21 protein-coding genes are annotated in these 26,185 nt (G+C 49.7%); 11 read left to right on the top strand and 10 right to left on the bottom strand.

What is annotated here, in order from left to right; all coding sequences use genetic code 11:
• Positions 1 to 17: 17 nt before the first annotated feature.
• The 4 genes from katG to K0H59_RS01520 form a co-directional block, all read right to left on the bottom strand.
• A complete protein-coding gene (gene katG / locus K0H59_RS01535; protein ID WP_220054443.1) occupies positions 18 to 2,204 on the bottom strand; it encodes a catalase/peroxidase HPI in 2,187 nt (728 codons plus the stop codon).
• Between the two features lie 353 nt (positions 2,205 to 2,557).
• On the bottom strand, positions 2,558 to 3,634 hold the full coding sequence (locus tag K0H59_RS01530; RefSeq protein WP_220054442.1) for a zinc-binding dehydrogenase: 1,077 nt from the start codon (positions 3,632 to 3,634) through the stop codon (positions 2,558 to 2,560).
• A 10-nt stretch (positions 3,635 to 3,644) separates the two neighbouring features.
• Positions 3,645 to 4,151 carry a 2,4'-dihydroxyacetophenone dioxygenase family protein gene (locus tag K0H59_RS01525; RefSeq protein WP_220054441.1) on the bottom strand — a complete coding sequence of 169 codons (507 nt, stop codon included), beginning with the start codon at positions 4,149 to 4,151 and terminating at the stop codon, positions 3,645 to 3,647.
• Positions 4,152 to 4,197: 46 nt separating this feature from the next.
• Entirely contained in the window at positions 4,198 to 4,959 is a 762-nt protein-coding gene (locus K0H59_RS01520; RefSeq protein ID WP_011715537.1) for an SDR family NAD(P)-dependent oxidoreductase, read from the bottom strand.
• Positions 4,960 to 5,097: 138 nt separating this feature from the next.
• Between K0H59_RS01520 and K0H59_RS01515 the strand changes: the two genes are divergently transcribed.
• A complete protein-coding gene (locus K0H59_RS01515; protein WP_220054440.1) occupies positions 5,098 to 6,105 on the top strand; it encodes an AraC family transcriptional regulator in 1,008 nt (335 codons plus the stop codon).
• An 85-nt stretch (positions 6,106 to 6,190) separates the two neighbouring features.
• Here K0H59_RS01515 and typA read toward each other — a convergent pair whose 3' ends face one another.
• Positions 6,191 to 8,002: a translational GTPase TypA gene (gene typA / locus K0H59_RS01510; protein WP_011715535.1), complete on the bottom strand. Its 1,812-nt coding sequence runs from the start codon at positions 8,000 to 8,002 to the stop codon at positions 6,191 to 6,193.
• Between the two features lie 985 nt (positions 8,003 to 8,987).
• On the opposite strand from typA, the gene glnA reads away from it, so the two are divergent.
• Both glnA and K0H59_RS01500 read left to right on the top strand, forming a co-directional pair.
• Entirely contained in the window at positions 8,988 to 10,397 is a 1,410-nt protein-coding gene (gene glnA, locus K0H59_RS01505) for a glutamate--ammonia ligase (protein WP_011715534.1), read from the top strand.
• Positions 10,398 to 10,802: 405 nt separating this feature from the next.
• Positions 10,803 to 13,040 (top strand): TonB-dependent receptor, encoded by a 2,238-nt coding sequence (locus K0H59_RS01500; RefSeq protein WP_220054439.1) that lies wholly within the window; start codon positions 10,803 to 10,805, stop codon positions 13,038 to 13,040.
• Between the two features lie 132 nt (positions 13,041 to 13,172).
• On the opposite strand, the gene K0H59_RS01495 is transcribed toward K0H59_RS01500, so the two are convergent.
• On the bottom strand, positions 13,173 to 13,352 hold the full coding sequence (locus K0H59_RS01495; RefSeq protein WP_220054438.1) for a hypothetical protein: 180 nt from the start codon (positions 13,350 to 13,352) through the stop codon (positions 13,173 to 13,175).
• 430 nt (positions 13,353 to 13,782) lie between these two features.
• Between K0H59_RS01495 and K0H59_RS01490 the strand changes: the two genes are divergently transcribed.
• Together K0H59_RS01490 and K0H59_RS01485 are read left to right on the top strand one after the other, a co-directional pair.
• Positions 13,783 to 14,985, top strand: coding sequence for a dicarboxylate/amino acid:cation symporter (locus K0H59_RS01490; protein WP_220054437.1), 1,203 nt, complete (start codon positions 13,783 to 13,785; stop codon positions 14,983 to 14,985).
• Positions 14,986 to 15,097: 112 nt separating this feature from the next.
• Positions 15,098 to 15,493, top strand: coding sequence for a YceK/YidQ family lipoprotein (locus K0H59_RS01485; RefSeq protein ID WP_309304156.1), 396 nt, complete (start codon positions 15,098 to 15,100; stop codon positions 15,491 to 15,493).
• A 136-nt stretch (positions 15,494 to 15,629) separates the two neighbouring features.
• Here the strand turns inward: K0H59_RS01485 and K0H59_RS01480 are convergent, their stop codons facing one another.
• Positions 15,630 to 16,754 carry an aminotransferase class V-fold PLP-dependent enzyme gene (locus tag K0H59_RS01480; RefSeq protein ID WP_220054435.1) on the bottom strand — a complete coding sequence of 375 codons (1,125 nt, stop codon included), beginning with the start codon at positions 16,752 to 16,754 and terminating at the stop codon, positions 15,630 to 15,632.
• A gap of 4 nt (positions 16,755 to 16,758) precedes the next feature.
• Entirely contained in the window at positions 16,759 to 17,937 is a 1,179-nt protein-coding gene (locus K0H59_RS01475) for a monodechloroaminopyrrolnitrin synthase PrnB family protein (protein WP_088212573.1), read from the bottom strand.
• A 282-nt stretch (positions 17,938 to 18,219) separates the two neighbouring features.
• On the opposite strand from K0H59_RS01475, the gene K0H59_RS01470 reads away from it, so the two are divergent.
• Positions 18,220 to 19,563, top strand: a complete 1,344-nt coding sequence (locus K0H59_RS01470; protein ID WP_011621099.1) for an anaerobic C4-dicarboxylate transporter — start codon at positions 18,220 to 18,222, stop codon at positions 19,561 to 19,563.
• Positions 19,564 to 19,641: 78 nt separating this feature from the next.
• Here the strand turns inward: K0H59_RS01470 and K0H59_RS01465 are convergent, their stop codons facing one another.
• Positions 19,642 to 20,253: a TetR/AcrR family transcriptional regulator gene (locus K0H59_RS01465; RefSeq protein WP_220054434.1), complete on the bottom strand. Its 612-nt coding sequence runs from the start codon at positions 20,251 to 20,253 to the stop codon at positions 19,642 to 19,644.
• 153 nt (positions 20,254 to 20,406) lie between these two features.
• On the opposite strand from K0H59_RS01465, the gene K0H59_RS01460 reads away from it, so the two are divergent.
• From K0H59_RS01460 to K0H59_RS01445, 4 genes are all read left to right on the top strand, one after another.
• Positions 20,407 to 21,477 (top strand): MBL fold metallo-hydrolase, encoded by a 1,071-nt coding sequence (locus tag K0H59_RS01460; protein WP_220054433.1) that lies wholly within the window; start codon positions 20,407 to 20,409, stop codon positions 21,475 to 21,477.
• Positions 21,478 to 21,667: 190 nt separating this feature from the next.
• On the top strand, positions 21,668 to 22,369 hold the full coding sequence (locus K0H59_RS01455; RefSeq protein WP_220054432.1) for a CHAP domain-containing protein: 702 nt from the start codon (positions 21,668 to 21,670) through the stop codon (positions 22,367 to 22,369).
• 16 nt (positions 22,370 to 22,385) lie between these two features.
• Positions 22,386 to 22,964 carry a hypothetical protein gene (locus K0H59_RS01450; protein ID WP_220054431.1) on the top strand — a complete coding sequence of 193 codons (579 nt, stop codon included), beginning with the start codon at positions 22,386 to 22,388 and terminating at the stop codon, positions 22,962 to 22,964.
• A gap of 21 nt (positions 22,965 to 22,985) precedes the next feature.
• Positions 22,986 to 23,498: a M23 family metallopeptidase gene (locus tag K0H59_RS01445; RefSeq protein WP_220054430.1), complete on the top strand. Its 513-nt coding sequence runs from the start codon at positions 22,986 to 22,988 to the stop codon at positions 23,496 to 23,498.
• Between the two features lie 12 nt (positions 23,499 to 23,510).
• Here the strand turns inward: K0H59_RS01445 and K0H59_RS01440 are convergent, their stop codons facing one another.
• Positions 23,511 to 23,702: a DUF2986 domain-containing protein gene (locus K0H59_RS01440; RefSeq protein ID WP_220054429.1), complete on the bottom strand. Its 192-nt coding sequence runs from the start codon at positions 23,700 to 23,702 to the stop codon at positions 23,511 to 23,513.
• Positions 23,703 to 24,005: 303 nt separating this feature from the next.
• Here K0H59_RS01440 and K0H59_RS01435 point away from each other — a divergent pair, with 303 nt between their 5' ends.
• The gene (locus tag K0H59_RS01435) at positions 24,006 to 26,177 is read left to right on the top strand and encodes a TonB-dependent receptor (RefSeq protein WP_220054428.1); all 2,172 of its coding nucleotides are present in this window, start codon (positions 24,006 to 24,008) and stop codon (positions 26,175 to 26,177) included.
• The last annotated feature ends 8 nt before the right edge of the window (positions 26,178 to 26,185 follow it).

Genomic DNA, 26,185 nt, shown 5'->3' with positions numbered 1-26,185 from the left:
AACTTAAGCGCTAGTGATTAGGCAAGGTCAAACCTATCGGCATTCATCACCTTAGTCCAAGCGGCCACAAAGTCATACACAAACTTCTCTTTGGCATCATCCTGCGCATACACCTCGGCATAGGAGCGCAAAATCGAGTTAGACCCAAACACCAGATCGACGCGGGTCGCGGTCCACTTCACTGCGCCAGTTTGACGCTCGACTATCTCATAAAGATTGCTGCCCGCCGGCTTCCAGTTGTAGGCCATGTCGGTGAGATTCACAAAGAAATCATTGGTTAACACACCCACTTTGTCGGTAAACACACCGTGACGCGTGCCGCCATAGTTAGTGCCTAACACCCGCATTCCCCCAATCAGCACCGTCATCTCATGGGCGGTTAACCCCATCAATTGAGTGCGATCGAGCATCATCTCCTCGGGCTGAACCACATAATCCTTTTTCTGCCAGTTACGATACGCATCGTGCAAGGGTTCAAGCACGGCAAAGGATTCCACATCTGTCATTTCCTGCGTCGCATCGCCACGGCCGGGGATAAAGGGCACTGTGATTTTGACTCCCGCAGCGTGGGCGGCCTTTTCAATCGCAGCGGCGCCGCCCAGCACAATTAAGTCGGCGATGCTCACTTTTTTACTCAGGCCTGCCTGCAACTCAGTCAATACTTTAAGCACCTTTTGCAGCCGCTCGGGTTCGTTCGCCTGCCAATCCTTTTGCGGTTCTAAGCGGATCCGCGCGCCATTGGCGCCACCACGGAAATCCGAGCCTCGGAAGGTGCGCGCACTGTCCCATGCCGTTGCAACTAACTCGGATACGCTAAGTCCCGAGGCTAATAATTTCGCCTTCAGGTCGACAATCTCACTGGCATCTAAGCGATAATCGACACTTGGGATCGGGTCTTGCCAAAGCAAATCCTCATTCGGCACTTCTGGCCCCAAGTAGCGACTCTTAGGCCCGAGGTCGCGGTGGGTCAACTTAAACCAAGCGCGGGCAAACACCTCGGAGAAATAGGCGGGGTCTTGATAAAACTTCTCGGAGATTTTGCGATACTCAGGATCCATCTTCATCGCCATATCCGCATCTGTCATGATGGGATTAAACTTGCGATTCGGATCGCCCACAGAAACGACTTTATCTTCCTCTTTGATATTAATCGGTTCCCACTGTGAGGCGCCCGCTGGACTTTTTTTCAATTCCCAATCGTAATTTAACAGTAGGTGAAAATAACCGTTATCCCACTGGGTGGGATGAGTTGTCCAAGCGCCTTCGAGGCCACTGGTCACAGCATTCGCGCCCGTGCCTGGGCCTTTTTTATTGAGCCAGCCCAAACCTTGGGCCTCAAGTTCTTCGCCCTCAGGCTCGGGGCCAAGATCCTGCGCCTTACCATTACCATGGCATTTACCCACAGTATGGCCGCCGGCGGTTAAGGCCACGGTTTCTTCATCATTCATCGCCATTCGCGCAAAGGTGACACGCACATCTTGGGCGGTACGCAGGGGATCGGGTTTGCCATCGACTCCTTCAGGATTCACATAAATCAACCCCATCATCACGGCGGCCAAGGGGTTTTCAAGGTCGCGCTCGCCAGAGTAACGACTGTTGGGATTTTCCGTCGGCGCTAGCCATTGCTTCTCAGAGCCCCAATAAATGTCCTTCTCTGGGTGCCAGATATCCTCTCGGCCACCGGCGAATCCATAGGTTTTTAAACCCATAGACTCGTAGGCCACATTGCCCGCGAGGATCATTAAATCCGCCCATGAGAGTTTGTTGCCGTATTTTTTCTTAATCGGCCAGAGTAGACGACGCGCCTTGTCCAAGTTGGCGTTATCGGGCCAGCTATTGAGTGGCGCAAAGCGTTGATTGCCCGTTCCCGCGCCGCCACGGCCATCGGCAACTCTGTAGGTCCCGGCCGAGTGCCATGCCATACGGATCATCAGGCCGCCATAGTGTCCCCAATCGGCGGGCCACCAATCTTGGCTGTCGGTCATTAAAGCATTGAGGTCGCGCTTCACCGCGGCGAGATCTAAGCTGTTGAAGGCATCGCGATAGTTAAACTTAGGATCCATAGGATCCGTCTTCTTATCGTGCTGGTGCAAAATATCGAGATTAAGTGCCTTAGGCCACCAGTCCATATTGTTGCTGGCGACCGCTGAATTCGCCCCATGCATCACGGGGCATTTACCTTGGGAGCTTTGCGTCTTGTCCATTGAATATTCCTTTACTTAGCTTGCACTAACGGGAGTAGCGCGCCCTAAAACTCTTGCTAGACACACTACGGTCGAAACGAGAGCCTTCACAGTTTGCCAAGGCTTGTTGGCAATCTTGTGACAGCAAAAAAGACAAATTTGGTAACAAAGACAATGCCATCACTAGGGATTGGCCCAACCATTAACCCTAGGCTAGATTCAACAAAACACAATCGAAATCGGTCAAAAGTCGCTATTTTGTGAACCAGTTCAGGATTAAAAATTAGCCAATTGAGGATAACAAAAATAGCAACAATGAACAAAAAAGCCGCTAAACGAGTTAGCGGCTTAATTTGATTGAGCGCTTTGAACGATTAGTTGAGCGTCTCCAACTCGCCGTTACGCCAAGGTTCAATCACAACCTTAATATGTGGATTCGGTTGCATTAATTGCTTGAATGCCGCCGATACCCCATCCATCCCCACTTTACCCGTGAGCAGCTTACGCCAAGGAATGGTGCCCTGAGCTAATTCCGCTAAACAGGCAGCGAATTCATCTGGCTGATAGTAGTAAGAGAAACGCATATCCAGCTCTTTCACTGTGGCATAGGCGTAGTTGATATTCGCTTCTGCGGTGTGAATACCCGTCACAACGATAGTTGCCTTAGCTGGCGCACGCTTCACAAAGCCTTCGATCAGCTTGTGGATGCCCACGCATTCGAAAATCACCACACGATGACCCGCGGCAACTTCGGCGGCATAGGCGACTTCGTCCTGCTCACCTGGGTTTACTATATGAGTCGCACCAAATTCACGGGCTAATTGCAGTTTTTCGCCCTGTAGGTCGGCCGCAATAATGTTGCGTACTCCGCGTAGATGCAGTGCAGAAATGGCAGCTAAACCAATTGGGCCACAACCCACCACTAATGCCGTGTCTTCTGCGCCGACGTTCCCCCGATTTACGGCATGTAACCCTACGGCTAAGGGTTCGGTTAGCGCCACGGCTTCTGGTGGTAAATGGTCAGGCACAGGGATTAACAGCGCCTCATCGAGAATAAAGTACTCTGAATAGGCCCCATTAACACCGGGAGTCACCCCCACACCCGCACCATTTTGGCTCATCAGGATAGGTACCGAAGTGACTCGAGTTCCTAGAGCCAAGGTTTGCTGGGTTTCGGGGCCGAACTCGACCACTTCGGCACAAAACTCGTGACCTAACATCACTGGAGCGTGGTTATCAATTCCCTCTGGCATTACCCCAAGCTTACGATAGAAATCGAACACTTCGTTGTAGTGGCGGGTAATGTGAATATCCGAGCCACAGATCCCACAGGCGAGGCTACGCACTAACACTTGGCCGGACTGTGGCTTAGGCAGTTCAACCTGTTGCAGACTGACTTCGCCATCCTGCATCACTATTGCCTTCATTGTGGGTGCATTCATCATGCTCATTACGGGATCCTTATTCAGCATCGCTCATGCGCGCTAACGCACCGGGTTTAATGTAACGTGGCTTAATGCCCTGTGCCTTTGCCGCCGCCAAGAGTGCCTGCTCAATCCAGCCCGCATCCATGATAAACATAAAGTTACCATCGGCATCGAAGTTAACGTTCACCCCGGTAATCACCATCACACCATCGGCACCTTCGGAATCCGCAGGGCAATGGAACGTATGGATAGAACCGCCCGGCTCGTACAAGTAGCTGCCCGCAGTTTGCGGTTGGTCTGGGTATTCAAGGTAGTTCCAACGACCCGCTAAGGTATAGAAATGCACCACACCAGTGTGGAAATGCTTAGGTAAGGTAATACCCGGCTTAAACTTAGCGCGGATCACCCAGATACCGTTTTCAGGATCTAAAAATAACGGGTACACATCAACGCCCGGCAGCGCATCTTTGATGATCTGCTCTTCGTTGGTATTGAGGGTTAATAAAAAGTCTTGATGATTAATCACTTCTGGTAGAGCCATGTTTGCATTCCTCATTGTTGTTATTGTGTTGTGGGTCGAGCGACCACTACCCCAGCAGTGGATATTTAAAGTTTTCAAAGCCGTCGGAGGCGTTCACTGTGCAGCCATTGATGCAGTTGGCCTCGTCACTGACGAGAAACGCCACCACATCGGCAATCTCATTCGGTTGGGTAAATTCTTGACGCATTTGCTCTTTACGAATGTGTTCCCACAACCCGAGCGCCTCGTACTGACGCAGCATAGGCGTATCGACACGGCCTGGCGCCACGGCGCAAACCCGCACGCCAAGGGGCGCCAGTTCAAGCGCAGCGCATTTAGTCATCATATCTACGGCGGCTTTACTGACGTTGTAGGTGAAGGTCATTTCTGAGGCGATCTGCGCGTAAACCGACGAAGTATTTAAAATCACGCCCCGAGAGCCTTGGGCTTGGAATTGACGGCCACCGGCGAGGATGCCGTGGTACACACCTTTTTGGTTTACATTGGTGACAGGTTCAAAATCATTAATAGGATCATGCTGTAACAGCGGCTTAGCCAAGCCAATGCCGGCATTATTGATCAGAATATCGAGCTGACCGAACTGGTCAGCCGCATGCTTGACCATGGCTTCAACTTGCTTGTAGTCGGTCACATCGACGCTAAAAGTCACCAACTTATCGGCGGGAAAATCGTTAAATACTTTGAGCGCATCGGCCGACAGATCGGCAGCAACAACGCGAGCCCCTTCGGCGAGCAGTTTACGGATGATGGCTTGCCCTATGCCCCCGGCAGCCCCCGTCACCACGGCGGTTTTATTCAGTAAACGCATAGCTGTCCTCTTTTTATATTTATCAATTTCATTATTAAGACGTTGTTAATTTAGATGGTTAATTGCACATCTTCTTGACTTATTACGAGCCAAATTTGATATATTGCGAGTCTTATAACAAAGTGAACTAAGCGTCCCATGTACCTAGTCCGAAGTGGTGCCGTCGCTCAATTCGAGCAACTGGTCCTAGAATTGGGGGAAAACCCCATAGAAATGATCCATCAGGCTGGATTGCGTCAGGCGCAGTTTCGCGATCCCAACACCTATATCGCCTATCCGCGGCTAGCCGAGTTATTGGAAATTGCCGCGCAGCGCTGTCAGCAATCCTTGTTTGGCTTATTGCTGGCCCAGCGGCAAACTTTGCATGTATTGGGTGATTTACCTATGCTGGTTTCCCGCGCGGCCACTGTGGCCGATGCACTTGCCCGCGTGAATGACTATCTGTATCTGCACGCCTCAGGCGTATCATTACAACTGCAATCTCAGGGTGAGATTGTCCGCCTTGCACTATCGATGAATGTTCACAGCCCTAGGGGCATAGAACAACTGATGCAAATGAGCGTGGCGCAGCTGGCGATGTTTGTCTCGAGCCTGCTGAATATCAATATCAGCAACATTCCTTTGTATTTATGCCAGAACAACCCCAGCGAACTGGAATCTCAGCGCCTTACCCACTCGGTACGTTTTCGCGAGCCCTTTAATGGCGTAGTGGTCAAGGCCTCGCAACTGACGGGGCGTAACTATCACGATGAAGAGGCGCTTAATCGCCACCTCCAGTCGCACCTGCAATATTTACAGAGCCGCTACCCCGACAATCTTGCCGACCAAGCACGGGACTTAATCCATCGGCTGCTGCCCACGGGGGAATGCTGCATCGAACGGGTATCAACGGCGCTGGGTTTACACGAACGCACCCTACAAACGAGGCTGCAAGAGACGGGGCAAAGCTATCGACAATTGCTACAGGATGTTCGGCAAAATATCGCCCAACAGCAACTCAGCTACGGCACGCAAACCATCACCGAACTCGCACTGCAACTCGGTTATGCCGAAGTCGCCGTGTTTAGTCGCCACTTTAAAACCTGGACAGGATTTTCCCCAAAACAATGGCAACAACAGTATCGTAAGGGGCGAATTGAGGATTGAAGACAGAAAAACAAAAGCCCCGCTAAGTTGCCTTAGCGGGGCTTTATTCACTGTGTAGTCACTTTAAGCGACTACACAACCACCATTAGCCGCGGCTAGCGCGCTTACGGTCGTTTTCAGTTAAGTGTTTCTTACGAACACGGATGCTCTTAGGTGTTACTTCAACTAATTCGTCATCATCGATAAACTCAAGCGCTTGCTCAAGAGTTAAGGTGATTGGCGTAGTCAGTACTTGAGCTTCGTCAGTACCAGAAGCACGCATGTTAGTCAGCTGCTTACCTTTCAGACAGTTAACTGTCAGGTCGTTAGAACGTGAGTGGATACCCACAACTTGACCTTCGTAAACTTCGGCAGCGTGGCCAATAAACAGACGACCGCGGTCCTGCAGACCGAACAGTGCGAATGTTAGCGCCTTACCAGTCGCGTTAGAGATCAATACGCCGTTAGCGCGTTGACCGATATCGCCACCTTTGTGCGGACCGTAGTGATCGAATGAGTGGTAAATCAGACCAGTACCAGAAGTTGCCGTTAAGAACTCAGTTTGGAAACCGATTAAGCCACGGCTTGGGATGATAAAGTCAACGCGCACGCGGCCTTTACCGTCAAGCTGCATGTCTTTCATCTCAGCCTTACGTACACCCAGCTTCTCGATGACAGTACCTTGATGCTCTTCTTCAACGTCAACGGTCAGAGTTTCGTATGGCTCACACAGTTCGCCATCGATGGTTTTTAAGATTACTTCTGGACGAGAAACCGCTAATTCGTAACCTTCACGACGCATGTTTTCGATCAGGATAGATAAGTGTAATTCACCACGGCCAGATACCGCGAAACGGTCTGGGCTGTCGGTTTCTTCAACACGCAGTGCCACGTTGTGCACTAATTCTTGTTGCAGACGCTCAAGAATGTTACGTGAAGTCACGTACTTACCTTCTTTACCTGCGAAAGGTGAAGTGTTGACTTGGAAAGTCATGGTCAGTGTTGGTTCGTCAACTGATAGTGGTGGCAGCGCTTCAACATTACCTGCGGCACACACAGTGTCAGAAATCTTCAGCTCACCTAAACCGGTAATCGCTACGATGTCGCCAGCGTTTGCTACGTCAACTTCGGTACGCTCTAAGCCCATGTAACCTAATACTTGGCCCATTTTACCGTTACGAGTCTTACCATCGGCGCCGATCACGGTCACTTGTTGGTTAGTCTTGATGCTACCACGCTTGATGCGGCCAACACCGATAACACCCACGTATGAGTTGTAATCGAGCTGAGAAATTTGCATCTGGAATGGACCTTCAGCGTCAGCTGCAGGTGAAGATACTTTTTCAACGATAGTTTGGAACAGTGGCGTCATATCAGTGCCAACTTCATCCGGATCTAAGGTTGCGAAGCCGTTTAACGCAGAAGCGTAAACCACTGGGAAATCTAATTGTTCGTCGGTCGCACCTAAGTTATCGAACAGGTCGAATACTTGGTCGATAACCCAATCAGGGCGAGCACCAGGACGGTCAATCTTGTTGATAACAACGATTGGCTTTAAGCCTTGGGCGAACGCTTTCTTGGTTACGAAGCGAGTCTGTGGCATTGGACCGTCAACGGCGTCAACCAGCAGTAATACTGAGTCCACCATAGACAGTACGCGCTCAACCTCACCACCGAAGTCGGCGTGGCCTGGGGTGTCTACGATGTTAATGCGGTAGTCGTTCCACTTGATGGCAGTATTCTTTGCCAGAATCGTGATCCCACGTTCCTTTTCAAGATCGTTGGAGTCCATCACCCGCTCAGTAGCTTCTCCCCGGGTTGCAAGGGTTCCTGATTGCGACAGCAGCTTGTCAACCAGGGTCGTTTTGCCATGGTCAACGTGCGCAATAATGGCGATGTTACGTAAATTCTCTAGCACGGATAAACCTCTTACCATCAAACAAAAATAGGGATATTTCAATATTCGTTATAGCAATCTACGTTGAGTCGCCATAAAAAAGCGTGACATTCTACTCCAGAGCGGCCTCGCCGCACAGGATTATTTTTGAACACTTATAAAACAATTTTTTGAGCACTGTGCTCAAAAGGTACTCTCTTGCCCGAGTCAAATAGCCTAAATGCACCGTTAATGCGCAGGCGATTCGCCAGTTTATCTTGTCATCAACTAAGCTAAGCAGCTGAATTAACTGTTTTTCACTCAGTGCTACTTTTGCTGCCCTGCCCCAAGCCGCCATAAGTATAGTCAATCCACGCCATCAAGCCGTGACGCGCCAGAATGAGCAGCGAAATAAGCACGGCTGGCGCCATTTAGCGATTTCAGCGGATAACTTTGGCCTCAGTTTCAACAAACTCTATTCCCCATTGCGAACAACGATTTTAATGAGTTGATAATTAAGCGTTATTCAATATATCCATCCATAAGCATCCTGCGAAAAACAGCTTAGGTTGCCACAGTTTTGTGACATTATTGCGTGCGATTGAAATAGTGAGCTTGCACGGTTATCTCGCCTCACTAATGTGCTAGATTCATTGTGCTTTGTTTGGTTTCGAACGCTGTCAAAAGCCAGAATTGAGATATCAATCCAGCTTGTCCATGAGTTTAATGGGCCGACGAGTTCGGGATAAATGGGCGTGGCGAGATTGCACTCAAATACCGTGCACTAAAATGGTGTTGTAACGGTGCGCACCAAAATGGATTAATGCACCAAAATGCCACATACAAACGCACCAACATAGTGCAACACTGAGTGAATTGTTGTGCAATAAAATATATAGCCTTTTATTATCAACATCTTAAATTGTTGGCATAGATATCGCTATATAGCTTGTAAGTTTGGCTCAAGCGCGACTTGAGTTAAAAGATTATAGAAGGGACATCCCTTTACCCTACCGGAGACTTGAGAATGTCAGTTGAATCAGTTTTAAAGCAACTTGAAGAATTAGAAGTTAAGTTTGTTGATTTACGTTTTACCGACACCAAAGGTAAAGAGCAGCACGTATCTATCCCTGCTCATCAGGTAGACGCTGATTTCTTCGAAGACGGCAAAATGTTTGACGGTTCGTCAATCGCTGGCTGGAAAGGCATTAACGAATCAGACATGGTACTGATGCCAGACCCAACCACGTTTGTATTAGACCCATTCACCGAAGAAACCACTGCACTGATCCGCTGTGACATTCTCGAGCCAGGCACTATGACTGGTTATGACCGCGACCCACGTTCTATCGCGAAAAAAGCGGAAGAATACTTACGCTCTACCGGTATCGCTGACACTGTATTAGTTGGACCAGAACCAGAATTCTTCCTGTTCGACGACGTACGTTTCGGTACTGACATGTCTGGTTGTTTCGTGAAAATCGACGCTAAAGAGGCGGCATGGAACTCTGGCACTAGCTACGAAGGTGGCAACACTGGTCACCGTCCATTCGTGAAAGGCGGTTACTTCCCAGTAGCTCCTGTTGACTCATCACAAGACTTACGTAGCGCTATGTGTTTAGTGCTCGAAGAAATGGGTCAAGTGGTTGAAGCTCACCACCACGAAGTAGCGACTGCGGGTCAAAACGAAATCGCAACTCGCTTCAACACTCTGACTAAGAAAGCGGACGAAATCCAAATTCTGAAGTACGTAGTGCACAACATGGCTCACGCCTACGGTAAGACTGCGACTTTCATGCCTAAGCCAATCGTTGGCGACAACGGTAGCGGTATGCACGTTCACCAATCTCTATCTAAAGACGGTGTGAACCTGTTCGCAGGCGACAAATACGCTGGTTTAAGTGAAACTGCACTGTACTACATCGGTGGTATCATCAAGCACGCTCGCGCGCTGAACGCTTTCACTAACCCAAGCACTAACTCTTACAAGCGTTTAGTACCACACTTCGAAGCGCCAGTGATGTTAGCTTACTCAGCACGTAACCGCAGCGCTTCAATCCGTATTCCAGTGGTACCAAGCCCTAAAGGCCGTCGTATCGAAACTCGCTTCCCAGATCCACATGCAAACCCATACTTAGGTTTCGCTGCACTGCTGATGGCGGGTATCGACGGTATCCAAAACAAGATCCATCCAGGCGAAGCTATGGATAAAGACTTGTACGATCTGCCAGCGGAAGAAGCGGCTGAAATCCCACAAGTAGCGACTTCATTAGAAAACGCACTTGAGAACCTGCAAGCTGACCACGAGTTCTTAACTCGCGGCGGTGTATTCAGCGAAGATTTCATCCAGTCTTATATTGCACTGAAATCTGCAGAAGCTGAGCGTGTAAGCCGTACAACTCACCCATTAGAGTTCGAGATGTACTACAGCCTGTAATGGCTAACGGCATCGATTAGCTGAACAACATCTAACAGCCCCGACAGTCTTCTGTCGGGGCTTTTTTATCTCTATCGCTCTGTGATTCCCAATTATTCCCCAGCATATTCGACACCTCTACACACATAAACCCTAACCTCCCACTGTTATTTGTCCATTTGTTGTCGCCTAGTGATTTTGGGTGCGTAAAAAAGTAAAGGCTTTGTAAATTCAATTAAGAACGATTCTCGATTACAACTATAATAATGCGTATTTTTTGGAGCCAAACACGGAATACTCTCCATTCATATTCAGCTAGCGCATTGAATTCAAACCATTAAAAACGCTTTCTGGGTCGCGAGAAAATGTCACCACAGTGCTGTCCTTTTGGCTTCTCATGTACCTGTTGTTTTGATGGAGAATGCTATGCCTAAGTCTATGGGGCCGATAAGCCTAGTCGCCGCCGCAGTTATCTGCCAACTGGGGCTTATTAATGTGGCAACAGCCACTGAAAACGAGATGGAGCGCATGGTGGTCTCCGCAACCCGTTCACCGACCCAAATCAGCGATCTCTCCAGCACTGTGTGGATCATTGATGAAGCCAGCATTCGAGAGCAAACCGATAGCGGCAAAGGGATTAAGGAAATGCTCGCCGCCTTAGTGCCGTCGATGGATGTGTCCAGCCAAGGGCGCACCAACTTTGGCCAGAATATTCGCGGCCGCGCCATGGTGGTATTAATCGATGGCGTGTCGATGAACACCTCCCGCAGCATTAGCCGTCAGCTCGACAGTATCGATCCATTCAATATTGCCCGCATCGAGGTGCTGGCTGGCGCGTCGGCTATCTATGGTGGTGGCGCACTGGGCGGTGCCATTAATATCGTCACTAAAAAAGCGGCGGACAGCAGTGATACCTTCGAAGCCGAAGCAGGATTTAAGTCCGGCTTTAATAGCAGTGATGATTTAGATTATCGCACCGCGCTGGCGGTTACCGGGGGCAGTGATTCGCTTAAGGGACGCTTCAGCGCCGCTTGGCAGGAAAACGGCCAGTGGTTTGATGGCAGTGGCAATCCTGTGATGCTGGATATTTCCCAAACCGGAATGCAGTACACCCAAGGTTATGATTTGATGGCGAATATGGATTGGCTGCTTGCCAATGACGCCAGCCTCAGCGCCATGGCGCAATACTATCGCAATGGTTCAGACGAAGAACATGGCCTGTATATGGGTGAGAACTTCTCCGGTGTCACGGGCGATGCCTCTGTGCTGGAAACCCGTAAAGGATTGGACGCTGACCGCAGCCCCGCCACCGAGCGTACTTTACTGAATCTGTCCTACTCCCAGGATGAGTTTCTGGGTCAAACCCTGTATTTACAAGGCTTTTATCGCAAAGAGAATCTGGATTTCCACCCGTTCCCCTATGTCAATGAAACCAGTGGCGTCTACAACTTCTCTGCATCGGCCCAAAACACCAGCATCTATGGTTTGAAAGCGGTCGTTGAATCCAAACCCGTCGATAGCCTCACACTCACTTGGGGGCTGGATTGGGATAAAGAAAGTTTTGATTCGAACCAAATGAGCTTCGACCTCGATGCCGCCAACCAACACGGTGGCTTAGTGATGCGCGAGCTGTTCACTACCGGTCGTTATGTCGACTTTACGGTCGAGTCTATTGCGGCATTTATCCAAAGCAGTTGGGAGATGAATAGCTTTTTGGTGCTAAACGCTGGCTATCGTTATCAACACATGGAAAACAGTGTTGATGATTTTATCGGTTATAACCAACAGGTAGCGATTGCCTCAGGCAAGGCCAAGGGAGCCGATGCTATTAAAGGCGGCAGCACCGACTATAACATAGGCTTAGTCAACCTTGGCTTGGTGGCCAAGTTGAGCCAAGACCAACAACTCTGGCTTGCCTATTCCCAAGGCTTTGAACTGCCAGACCTGTCGAAATACTATGGCCGCGGCACCTACAAGGCCGATGCCGACGGTTATTTAAAGCTGCAAAATAGCATCAATATCAATGATACCCGCCTTGATGGGATCAAGACCGACTCCATGGAGCTGGGATGGCGTTATCTTGCTGACCGTTGGCAGGCGCAAGCCAGTGTCTATTATGCAGTGTCTGACAAGGTTATTGAGGTCAACAGCAAAGATCTGACCATCAATGTCAAAGACCAAGATAAACGCAGCTATGGCCTAGAGGCACAGCTTAACTTTGATATCAGCTCCGACTGGCAAGTCGGCACCAACCTACATTTGGTGCGCAGTGAAGTGAAGGATGAGAATAATTGGATCGATGAAACAGTCACTAACGCCTCGCCCTCTAAGGCCACTGCTTTTATTGGCTGGCGCGGCGAGACACAGAAGATCCGTTTACAGGCAGAGCACAGTTTCAGCGCCGAGTCCGACTATCGCTTCAAAACCAATGATGGCCTAGCGAGTGAGCTTGATAGCTACACGACGCTGGATTTACTGGGCTCGATCGATTTACCCGTCGGTACCCTGAGCTACGGCATCGAAAACCTGCTCGATAAAGACTACAGCACCCTGTGGGGCCAACGAGCGGTGTACTTCTACAGCCCGACCTATGGCCCTGAGTCTATGTTCGACTACCACGGCCGTGGCCGCACCTTTGCCCTCAATTATCAACTGAGTTGGTGATAACAGGCTAAAAGGGGTCAATCATTTGTGTTCAGCCTTCCGCTAAGGCGGTTGAGCAATAACAAATGCGACAAACAAAAAACGGTCCTCAAGTGGACCGTTTTTTTGCTGATACATGCAGGAGCAAGCTGATTATCTGCAACGACCAAGGCGTGAACCCGTGGTAGTGATTTTGTCGCAATCTTTTTTGGTGACTTTCTTCTCGGCGCGGCTTGCCACCGTCGAATCGGTATCTGTGTCATTTACCGAGGAGCAGCCACTCAAACCTAATAGGGCAACGGGCAGCAGTATCGCAATCCATTTTTTTAGCATTTCATTCATCCCTGATTAAATAGTAATTTTGGCCTTGGGTATTAGCATACAACCCAGAGTGGTTAAGCTAATCAATAAACGAGCGTGGCACAACGCTACAAACGAGCCTAACTAGGTAAATACACCTTTTTACTGACGTGCACTCGCCGTGTGGCTAATACGCCTAAACAGAAGCTATCGCGTTAACAAGAGCCGCATCGTCCGAAATCAGATGAAGAAGAGACTCAAGCACGCTGGTTACCCGTTAGCCCAAAGCCATGTCCTAACCCAAGTCCAAGCCAAAAAACAGTTTATTTCCAATCCCTTCTTGCACTTATTTACATGACTCGCTAGCTTGAACATGTCCATGCTGCATGATTGTTCCCCTTTCATTTGGGCGCTCCTAATGACTCACCAAAATAATGATAAAAATAACAATAGGCGCTTAGCTATGTGGCAAAAACTTAAACCCTATCAAGACTCTATTGTGCTACTCAGCGCATTATTACTCGGCGGCATGATCGGCATCTATTGGCCATCCTTGGCACTCAAGCTCAAGCCCCTAGGGCAAATCTTTCTGAATCTATTGTTTATGATTATCGTGCCCTTGGTGGCGATCAGCGTGACCTCATCAATAGCCCGCATGACGGACTTAAAAAAGCTCGGGGCAATTTTAGTGTCGATTATGGGAGTCTCGATTCTGATGGCGATTATTCCCGCCGTCGGTATCACCATGCTGGCACTGATGTTTGATCCAGCCCAAGGCGTGACGCTCGATCTTAATCAAACCGTTAGCGACACCTCGGGGAAGATGGATTTTGTGGCGCTGCTAACCACTAATGACTTTTCTGGATTACTCTCCAAATCCAATATCTTGGCGCTTATCATCATGTCGGTGATTGCCGGAATCGCCATAGGTCAATCGGGGGAAGATGGCCGTAAAGTTTCGGCACTGCTCGACAGTTTTAATACCGTGATCATGAAGATAGTCGCCATTATTATGCTGGCTGCCCCCGTCGGCCTTGGTGCTTACTTTGCCTCCACCATGGCGAGTCAAGATCCGCAGCTTGTGGTGACGTTTGCCCGCGCCGTAGGATTATTTTTAGTGGCCTGTTTTATCTACCTCACCGTCGGCTCCACCTTTTATGCCTGGCTTGGCGGCGGCATGCACGGGATTAGACAATTTTGGCGCCACGCCCTCGAACCTGCAGTGACCGCATTAGGCACCACTTCCTCCCTCGCAACCCTGCCAGTCACCTTAAGGGCGGCGCTGAAGATGGGGATAAAACCCGAAATCGCCGATATCAGCCTGCCACTGCTGGTGAATTTAAATAAGGGCGGCGCATCCATTATCACCGCACTGAAGATTGTATTTATTTACTCTCTGCTCGGTTTAGATTTCACGGTCGATGTGTTTATGGTGACTATACTCATCTCCGTCCTGTCCGCCTTCATCATTGGCGGCGTACCGGGCGGCGCCTTCCTCGGAGAGATTTTTATCGTCACCACCTTAGGGTTACCGATGGAAACCATCCCCATTCTGGTGGTGATTGGCGCCATTACCGACGCGCCTTCCACCGTTATCAACGTCGTCCACGATCTGAATGCCAGCCAGATTGTTGAACGCCTCAATCGCAAACGGATTGAGTCATAACAGGGCAATTGCCGAATAATTGACAACGAAACTCATCTGATTAGAATGCCAAGCCATTGAAACAGAGTACATTTGTGCCGAGTAAAATCCGCTATGCTACCGCAGTAGCAGAATGCTGAGTCGATCAAACGAGTCGGTCATATGTAAGCAATGCGGTTTTTTATACATAAACAATGGAGTGGTTATGCGTTGGTTGGCTTGGTTAGTTGTGTGCGGGTATCTCAGCGGATGCGCAGCGGTAACGTCGAGAATGGGAGCAGATTCAACCTGGGGTCACTCTTTTTCAAGTGTGCAAACGGCTGTCGATAATGGCGAGGAGTGTGTAGTGATATCCGCGATATCCGCTCCGCCTCTACTGCTGTTTACTATCCCCCTAACACTAGTGGATATGGGCGGCTCACTGGTAGTCGATGCTGTGATGCTACCCGTCGATTTGGCGATCACCCCAAGCAATCCTGAGCTTCGCACCCCGCGCTCGATGTTCTGCCGCTATAACTACAGCATTTAAGCATATTCGCCACCCATAAATTACCTTAGCCTCAACCAGTGAGGCTAAGGGTTAACGACCCATCGACAAAGGGGACAACAAGATCGCCTTAGCGCACCCCATTCATAGCCGCTTCGAGCAAGCCCTGTTCAATCCGTTAACGATGGGCTTTTATCACCTCCAGCAACTTCGCGATATCGGCCTCATCGTTATAGATATGCGGCGATACGCGTATTCCTAAACTGCGAGCATCGACACTGATATTCGCCTCCGCCAACGCCGCCATGATGGGGGCTTGGCGCTCGCCAAATTGTAGGATCAAGGTGCCACTGCGTTTATCGGCTTCCCGTGGCGAGACCAACTCACATTCCAGTGTTTGGACGACCGTCTCCATCAACTGCAAGTTATGTTCACGCATCGCCTGTGAGCCAATATTGGCAAAATATTCAATGCTGTGAGCAGCAATCGCATAGGGTGCGATAGAAGGCGTACCGCCCCAAAACCGCAGCGCAGTTGGGTGATAGCGAAAATCATGGATATCAAACTCGAAGGGATTTTCATGGCTAAACCAACCCACATCCTGCGGCAGACACTGGGGCAAAATCGCCGGATTGACCCACAGATACGCAGCGCCAGGGCCTGAACATAACCATTTCACACTCGAACCAATCATAAAATCCGGCTGTAGCTTGGCTAAATCCAGCGGCAGAATCCCAGCAGATTGCGCCACATCCACTAGGCTCAAGCAGCCGCGCTCACGGGCAAGGGGAATGATCTGCGCCAATGGCGCCTGCTGACCAGTATTGGAATAAGCATGGCTAATAAAGACTAAATCGACATCGGCACAGATATGCGCGTCCCACACATTGGGGTCGGTGACATCTAAGCCCTTGGGAATAAAGCGCAATTCACAGCTTGCAGGCAATGCCTTTTTCAGGGCAAACCCCATGCTGGGAAAATCAATCTCGCTCATCAGCACCACGGCGCCGCTATCTCGCTTAAATCTATCGAGGGACATCACAATTTTGGTCAAAGCGCTCGATAGGTTTACCTGCGGGCAAAAGTCCTGCGGCTGACCATTAAATAGGCTCGCCAGCGCCGCGGTAAAGTTATCGATGACGCCCAACCATTGGCCCCAAGGCTCGCGGCCAGACTCTTGCCATGGCGCAAAAAACGCCTGCTTAAACGCCTGTTCGGTCGATTTAAGTGGTCGCCCCACCGAATGGTTAAGCAGATAACCTGGGCCTGCGAGGCAAAAGTCCTGTTTTACATTTAGCAGCATGGCCTTACCTTAAACTGTCTTTGAGTTTTTTCAGATCGTAATAACGGGTGCGAATATCGTTACGCAATACCGCAGCGCGTCTATCCCTTAAGCGCTCGAGGGAGCCGAGCAGTACATGCAATGGTGGACCACTGGCGGTGACCTTGGCTAAATGTTGCTGCTCCATATTCACCGAAGGCTCGGCAATGTATTTAGTCACCAACTCATTGTGGTGTTGAATGGCGGTTTCGCCATGTAATTCACAAACTTCGATAAACAGCTTGAGGTTTTCCTGATACCAATCCTGCTGCACGCAGGCCTTCGATTGTAAAAAGTCATCCATCAGATTCGGGCGGCGCATACACTCCCGTAGGATTTGTTGGTCCTCTGGCATCATGTATAAAAACTTATCCACCAGCATTTGCGAATAGGCCGATTCGTTAGCAAAACAGAGGCCTAGGGTTAAATCGATAACGTTAATCCCGGCAAAGTCGCCAGCATTGGCGCCGCGATATACCACAGAGCCAACTCGATAGGGTTTGTAATAGGGACGCACGCAATAGAAAAAGCGGTCGGTATCTAAACGTTTGAATAATTGCTGATTTGATTCAATGACGTCCTGCAATGCCTGTTTGGCGACCCGCAATAAATCGTGGCTAATCGGATGAGAGATCCCCAAGGGCTGAATTTTTAATAAGGCATCGCTGGCGCGCTTATAGGCCAAGATGCCCTTAGTGTTGTAATCCACAAACAGCTTCTCATCAGGCAGATCGGTAAAGCGTTTGTAGATACCATTATGGGCACGGTTATGGGTGGTTAAATGGGCGGTGGCAAAGCGTGGCGTCACGCCGATGGAGGCGCCGATATGCATAGCGAGCGCCGATGCCTCAACCAGTGGTGAAGTGGTTTCCCGTGTCGGCTCGGTAATCTCATGGCGACGACAAGCGGCCATATACAGGCCGACATTCCCTAGCAGATCGAAGGCACTGTCGAAGCCTTCATCGGTATTGCCTTCATCGAGCAGCGCCTTAATCAGTTCGCGCCCTTCGCTTTCTAATGTTTGCTTAAGCTCGGTACCGATATCTTGCACATTGGCACGGTCGCTCTGCTGGTAATAAAGCTGTTCGAGCTGGGAGTTGAGTTCCACAAAGCGACTGCGGATCCACTCATCGAAGGCTTCGGTGTTATAGGTGGCAGGTTTCACTTGGACATCCTTGGAAATTGTTATGGTTATTTTTACCGGAGCAAGTACTGATAGACGCGTTTTTACTTGGCGACTGGCGTCTTTAGCGTATCCGAGTTAACAAGAATGCAACTTCTGCTCGCGCGTTTCTAGCGCTAGCTCAAATTTATGAAAAATCCAATGCCACTTTTTATTTACACCTTGCGCCAGCGCAAGTTCTCAAATCCATTCCCCTCGCACAATAGCGCCAAATACAGCTAGTTCTAATGCAATTGTGCGGCAGGTTCCGCAGGGGTGAATCAAATGATTTTAATGGAATTTATCGTCGTCCTCGGCTGCTTGCTGCTAGGTACCCGCTATGGTGGTATGGGGCTCGGGCTGATAAGTGGTATTGGCTTATTTTTACTGACCTTTGTGTTTGGTCTCGCCCCCGGACAACCGCCGGTACAGGTGATGCTCACCATTCTTGCGGTGATCGGCTGCGCCTCAGTACTGCAAACCGCAGGCGGTTTAAATGTGATGATGCAGTTTGCCGAGCGTTTACTACGCCGCCACCCACAATACATCACCATTCTGGCGCCGCTAACCACTTGGACCTTAACCTTCTTATGCGGAACTGGCCACGTGGTTTACACCATGTTCCCGATCATCTCCGACATCGCCCTGAAGAAAAACATTCGTCCAGAACGCCCGATGGCGGTGGCCTCGGTCGCCTCGCAAATGGCGATTTGTGCCTCTCCGGTGTCGGTCGCCGTGGTTTCTATGGTATCGATTTTGGCGGCGCAGCACGGCGTTGGTCATGCCTATAGCATGCTGGAAATTTTAATGGTGTCCGTACCCGCTTCCCTTTGCGGCGTGTTAGTGGCGGCACTCTGGAGCCTGCGTCGTGGTAAAGATCTAGATAAGGACGAAGAGTTTCAGGCGCGAATTAAAGATCCCGAACAAAGGGCATTTATCTACGACAAGAGCGAGACTCTGCTGGATCAAACCTTTCCTAAGGAAGCCTATTGGGCAACGGGGATTTTCTTTACCGCTATCGCCGCCGTGGTATTGCTCGGCTCCTTCAGCGAACTGCGGCCTGTGTTTGAGGTGAAGGGTAAGCTGGCGCCGCTGTCGATGAACTTAGTGATCCAGATGATGATGTTGATCGCTGGGGCTTTTATCTTAATGAGCTGCAAAGTCAAACCCACAGAAATTGCCAATGGCCCAGTGTTTAAAGCTGGCATGGTGGCAATTTTCTCGGTATTTGGCGTGGCTTGGATGAGTGATACTTACTTTATCAGCCATATGGATGTGCTGAAGGAAAACCTCTCCCATGTGGTGCAAAACCAACCTTGGACCTATGCCTTAGTGCTGTTTTTAATCTCAAAACTGGTCAACAGCCAAGCGGCGGCGCTCACGGCTATCGCGCCCATGGGCTTGGCCTTAGGCGTCGATCCTAAGTTGTTGATTGCCTTTTTACCCGCGAGCTATGGTTACTTTGTGCTACCCACTTATCCAAGCGATTTGGCCTGTATCGGCTTCGACCGAACTGGCACCACCAAAATTGGTAAGTTCATCATTAACCACAGCTTTATTATTCCGGGATTGATCGGTGTGGGCACAGCATCGACCGTCGGTTATCTGCTGGCGACCACCTTACTGTAAGCACGGTTTGAAGCGATAAAACACATAAGGCCGATAATATGAAAACATTATCGGCCTTATGCTTGAAATAAATGAAAGTTAAGCGCGATACATGGCGAGGAACATACGAATATTGGCATCAATGATCTCTTGCCGCTGCTCATCGTGATTTTTCAAATGGAACAATTTCGGCCAAAAGGCGAAGGCCTTAAACATCCCCCAAAACTGGGTTGCCGCCAGTGGAATATTATCGATTTTTAATGCCTTATGGGCCACGGCTCCGGCAAGCCACGCCTCTAATCCACCCTCTTGCTTGGCTAATCGTTCCATGGCCTCGGTCGCTTGAACCGGTGACCGAATAAACTCTGCCATCACTACCCTTGCCACTCGCAGGAAATCCGGTTGCTGATACAGCTCCCAGCAGCGGCGCGCGATGTGTTGCAACTGAGACTCAAGGCTCTGCTCAGGGTTAAATGCCAAGGTTGCCGCTTCCTTGGTCCGTGCCCACAGGTCACTTGTTGTCGCCTCGAATAACACTTCTTTGCTGGGGAAATGGTTGTAAACGGTGCGCTTGGAGACATTGGCACGCTGGGCAATTCTATCCATGCTGGCGCCGGCAAAACCATTGACCATAAATTCTTCCTGTGACGCGTCGAGGATCGCTAAACGCTTCAGTTGGGAATGTGTCAGTTTCACTGCTTTTTCTGCCATTGCGGTACGCCATCAAAATATTTGCCGATATTTTACACTATTGAGTTTACTTTTGCACAACCGTGAGTAAACTACACTGTGTAGTTTACTTTTATCAAGTTTACAATGCGACTCAAAATCACCTTGGCCCTACTGCTACTCGGGAGCGTTATTATGACCTTAGATCCCAATATCATTGAAACTAGCCCATCGGAGGGTCAACGCTTTCGTAATGAAGCGCCAAATGCTCACAGTGGTGAAGGTAATCTACCAGCCATTTTATGGCGTTATGTCACTGAACGCATTCCCGACAAGAGTCCAAACCAGCCGCTACCGATTCAGTCAATGCAGCTGCCAGCAACGGCTGATGACACACCTATGCTGTATAAAATCAGCCACTCGACCGTGCTGTTACAGCTAAACGGCCAGTATTGGTTAACCGATCCTGTGTTTTCGAAGCGCGCCTCACCCAGCCAATGGTTTGGCCCAAAACGCTTCCATACTCTGCCGATTGAGCTCGAAAACATTCCGGCACTCGCTGGGATTATCTTGTCCCACGATCATTATGACCACTTAGACAAGCAGAGCGTGTTAGCTCTCGCCGCGCGCACTCAGAAGTTTATTGTGCCACTGGGCGTCGATAAGCATCTTATTGGTTGGGGTATTCCTAAGGAAAAAATTGTCGCCCTCAACTGGTGGCAAGCAACCGAGCACCAAGGTGTGCGCTTTACCGCCACCCCAGCGCAACATTTTTCGGGCCGTGGACTTAGGGATAAGAATCAAACCCTGTGGGCCTCTTGGGCCATTCAATCCCCTGAATTAAACATCTTTTTCAGTGGTGACTCTGGATATTTTGATGGCTTTAAAAAGATTGGCGATAAACTGGGCCCCTTCGATCTCACCTTAGTCGAAACCGGCGCCTACGATGAGATGTGGGCCGATATCCATATGCAACCTGAGCAATCGCTACGGGCGCATTTAGATCTTCAAGGTCAATACCTTATCCCAATCCACAACAGCAGTTTCGACCTAGCGCTACACAGTTGGTATGAGCCCTTAGAACGGATTGCCGCAGCGGCGAAGGCCTATGCCGTTCCCCTGCTGACGCCTGAGTTTGGTCAAGGGATTAACCTCAATGAGTTAGCTCACAGCCCAGCGCTCAATCAAGGGTGGTGGAAGTCATACTTACCCAACGACAGGCCCGAGTTTGAAGTGGTTCCAGTCAAGCTCGCCTCCAACAAATAGTCATAGCCGATGCCTCCTTAAGCGGTGCTTAACTATTGCGCCGCTAAGGATCTCCCCACCAATAGCCCAACGAAAGTATTAAGCTCCTAGCAAACCGCCAGTACGCCTAGACGTTTTTAGCGACAACAGCATACAATCCGACCTTGTATCCTGCTGAATCAATTTATCTTTTGAGAATGTCGTACTAAAGATGATCAAAGGTTTTCGTTTATTGCTACTCAAAGTGAGCCTAGTCTGCGGCTTTAGCTATCTCGGCTACCACGGGCTGACTCGTTATAACTTAAATACCGACTACCAAGTGGGTGATGTGCTCGACTCACTCAATGGCGTCGAGATTTATTATAACGGCGGCGTCAACACTAATGAGGGGCGAAACCTCTCCCTCGACGGCTATAACCTAGGTATCAAATACCAGTGCGTAGAGTTCGTTAAGCGTTACTTTTACCTGCGCTATCAACACAAAATGCCCGACAGTTTTGGTCACGCCAAAGACTTCTTCAATGACCAGTTGCCCGATGCGAGCTGGAATGAAAAACGCGCCCTGCGGCAATATACCAATGGCAGCCAAAGCAAACCGATGGTCGATGATTTACTGGTATTCGCGCCATGGATGTTTAATCCCTACGGCCATGTCGCCATTATCGCTAACGTCACTGAGACCAGTATCGAAATTGCCCAGCAAAATCCCGGCCCTTTTGCACCGTCACGGGAGATTTTCCCCTTAGTGCAACGTGAAGGCCTGTGGTATATCGATGCCCCGCGCACCAAGGGTTGGCTACGCTGGGAAGCTCCTGCGACCATGATTGTGGCGGGAGAGGTTGAGGAGAACGTTGAAGGAAGTACTGAGGGGAATCCCCAAGCAAACCAACAAGCGACTCCACTTAAACGCTAAGGTTAGGAGAACAAAAATGGGACTACTCGACTGGCTAAAACGACACCTCGACTCTAAGGCGAATACGAACTCACAGGCAGCGGATCTCCAAGCGATTTTTAATGAGCCCTTACCTCACCTGCTTTTGCCCAGCCATCAAGTTTATCCCACAGTCACCCCCGCGATACAGCCCGATCTCGCCGCCTATCAAATACATTGCTTGTTGAGTAACCAAGATAAACAACGACTCGATGCCTTGCTTGCCGAGATGGCATTCGCGCCTGTTGTTGAACAGGATGCGGCATCGAGTAAGCTGTTGCACCATGCCCAAGGGCAAAGCCATGTTTTTCTACATCAATATGCTGATTTTGCAGGAGTCTGCGTGCTACTCATCAGTAATGATATCGCGCTGCTGCAACGGCTAATCGGCTTTAAGGCCGCACCACCAGCGCCATGGGAAAGCTTTCCCGATGTCGATCCTGATACACTCGGTAGTCTGCAGGGCAATATTGAGTTTTGGTGTGATACGTTTTGGCGACCTTACTGGTTATCAATCAGTGAGGCCGAGCGCAGCCAATATCCCGCTAATTGGCATGAATTCAGTGAGTTTCACTAACAGCGTTATACCGAGGTCAAAATGAAGCTCAAATTCATTACTCTTGTTATCGCACTTTTTATCCTCGCAGGATGTTTAGTGCCAGAACAGCCCGTCATCCCAGTCAAAGGCGCTAGCAATAAGGACTGGAATAGCCAAACCTTTTGGTATGAACCCTGGGGCAGCTCAGGCACCCACAAAGGCATTGATATTTTTGCCGCAGCCAATACGCCCGTGATTGCGCCAACGCCACTGTTACTGCTGTATAAAGGGGAGTTTTTTAAGGGCGGCAAGGTGGTCGTCGGACTCGGCCCCAAATGGCAAATCCACTATTTTGCTCACCTCGATAGCATAAACACATCGGCAGGTTTATTTGCGGGGCGCGGGGATGTGCTCGGCACCGTCGGTACCACGGGGAACGCCCAAGGCAAACCACCCCATTTGCACTATTCCATTGTCAGCCTATTGCCTAGACCTTGGCTGATAGACACCTCAACCCAAGGATATAAAAAGGCGTTTTACTTAAATCCAATCGACTATTTAGACCCTAAGTAAAGGGTTGGTCGGTTAAGCATTCTCGTTAACGACGAGCTCTGTGGATTGTTCAATGGGTTGTGTCATCTCAGTTTCGGCCGCGATGGCCTGTGCCGCACGCTCGGCTTTAGAAACATATTTAGGCTTATTGCTGCTATGCAACTTGGCATTGGCTTTTTTCGCCTTCTGTTTAAGCGTTTCGTTAATCTTCTTTTTGCGGTTCATATGGGCACCAAGGCGAGAAAAAGGTCGCCATTATAAGCTTCCTTCGACGCGGCAACAAATCGGGGGCTCAGCCTACAAACAAACCCTCAATCTAAATGCACCTATTTGTTAGCCGAATCACAACTCCTAAAAATTGCCACTTTTCCCACGCATTTTATTTACAACTCGACTAGACAAGCCCAATTCACTTCCTTAAAATCGGCGACAATAAAAATCGTTATCATTTGCAATGTTGTTTAACGGAATAGTCTGATGCCAAGGATATCGGTGTAGCAAATTCACTCGCCCTTAGCAGGAAGTTATATGACGTTCAAAACCTCGTTTGTTGCCCTTGCCGTCTTTGCGGCCCTCACCCAGTCCGCCGTCGCTCAAGAAGCCCCAGATACGGGAACGAATAAGAATAAAGACATCGAAAAGATCACTGTCACCGCGAGTCGCATGGATAAATCGCCAAGCTCTATCCCCAATACAGTGACTATTATCGACCGCGTGCAACTCGAAGAGCAGTTCCGCACCACTAAAGATTTGTCGACTATTATCGGTAACTTAGCACCTAGCTTTTCCCCCAGCCGTCAGAAGATGAGCAACACGGGCGAAACCCTGCGTGGCCGTCCGCCATTAATCATGATCGATGGCGTACCCCAATCCAACCCGCTGCGTAGCGGTGGCCGCTCAGGGCAAACAATCGACCCTGCGATGATCGAGCGTATCGAAATTATCCACGGTGCCAATGCGATGCACGGCTTAGGCGCGCAGGGCGGCATCATCAACTACATCACCAAAAAACCAACGGGTGATAACCAGCATGTGGTTAGCTTCGATGCCACTGTGCCCGATTCGCTCGAATCTAACGGTGTGAGTTTTGGTGCCAGCTATGCGTTTTCGGGCGAATCCGATCTGATCGATATGTTGGGTTCGGTGAGCTATCGCAATAACGGCGTGTACTACGATGCAAACCACGATGTGATTGGTGTGGACACGACGCAAGGCGAGTCCATGGACAGCCAGAGCAAGGACTTTTTTATCAAACTCGGCCACAACTTTGCCGAGTCGCGCTTAGAGCTGATGGTTAACCATTACAACATGGAGAACAATGGCGATTGGATGCCGGTGAAAGGCGATATCACCACTGGAAAACCGACGGGCGCAATCGAAGAAAAACAACCTTGGGAAGCGGCCAATAACCAAGTCACGACAACTAGCTTAACTTACACCCACGAGAACATTGCCGGCCAACAGCTGAGTGTCCAGTTATTCAATCAGGACTTCGAGGCAGTGTATGGCGGTGGCTGTAACAAGACCTTCTACGATCCTGCATTGGCAAACAACAGTAACTTAGTGCAATGCGAAGGCCCTAAAGGTGAAAGCTGGTACTATGAGCAATCGCGCAACTCTTCGGTCAAATGGGGCTTAAAAACCTCGCTAATTGCGAAAAATATTGCCGATACGGGTATTGATGCCGCCTACGGTATCGACCTATTCCGCGATACCACTGAGCAGGCTTTAGTGCAGACGGGTTTATCGTGGGTGCCTGAAAGCACCTATGACAACTTCGCACCTTATTTGCAGTTAGATTATGATTTAATTACCGATCTTACCCTATCGACTGGCGTACGCTACGAGCACGCTAAGCTCAATGTCGATGACTACAAGACGCTCTACGGCGCGGGTAACAAACAAATCGAAGGGGGCGAAGCGAGTTTCGACGAGACCCTATTCAACATAGGTATCTCCTACAAGATCACGCCAGATATCCGCGTTTACACTAGCTATAACCAAGGCTTTGGTATGCCGGATATCGGCCGTATTCTGCGCGACGGTAACAGCTTCCCTGGTACGAACCCAAGTATCAGCGACTCCTTATCTCTTGCACCTATTGTGACGGATAACGTGGAGTTTGGCGCCGATTACCAAGGTGAATACTTAAGCGCTAAGATTTCGTACTACCGCTCAGCCACGGATTATGGCGCCCGTTTAGCCTTAAACAGCGATGGCTTCTACGACGTTAAACGTGAGAAGAGCGTGATTGATGGTATCGAAGCCAATATCACAGCTTACCTGACCAGCAACGACGATCTGGGCATGAATCTGGCGATTCAGCGCGGTGAATACGATTCGAATGATGACAACAAAACAGATACCGATCTCGATGGTGCCAACATTTCACCGAATCGTATCAACCTGTTCTGGACCCATAATTTCGATAACGACATGTCGACGCGCGTACAGGCAAACTACTTTATGGACCGCGACTTCGAAGATGCCACAGGCGAGAAATATGCCGAGTTTGATGGCTACACCACTGTCGATGCGTCATTCTCTATGCCGCTCTACACTGGCACCTTAACCTTAGGCGTGCAAAACCTGTTTAATAAGGATTATTTCAACTACTACTCACAAACCATGGGTACAAATGATCGTTATTTCAAAGGCATGGGCCGCACTGCGACTATCGGCTATACAGTGGCATTTTAATTAGTACG

Origin of the sequence: Shewanella sp. FJAT-51649, assembly GCF_019457435.1 — a bacterium.
Taxonomy (GTDB): Bacteria; Pseudomonadota; Gammaproteobacteria; order Enterobacterales; family Shewanellaceae; genus Shewanella; species Shewanella mangrovisoli.
Note: the sequence above shows the minus strand (reverse complement) of the source record. Positions and strands in the feature narration are given on the sequence as shown.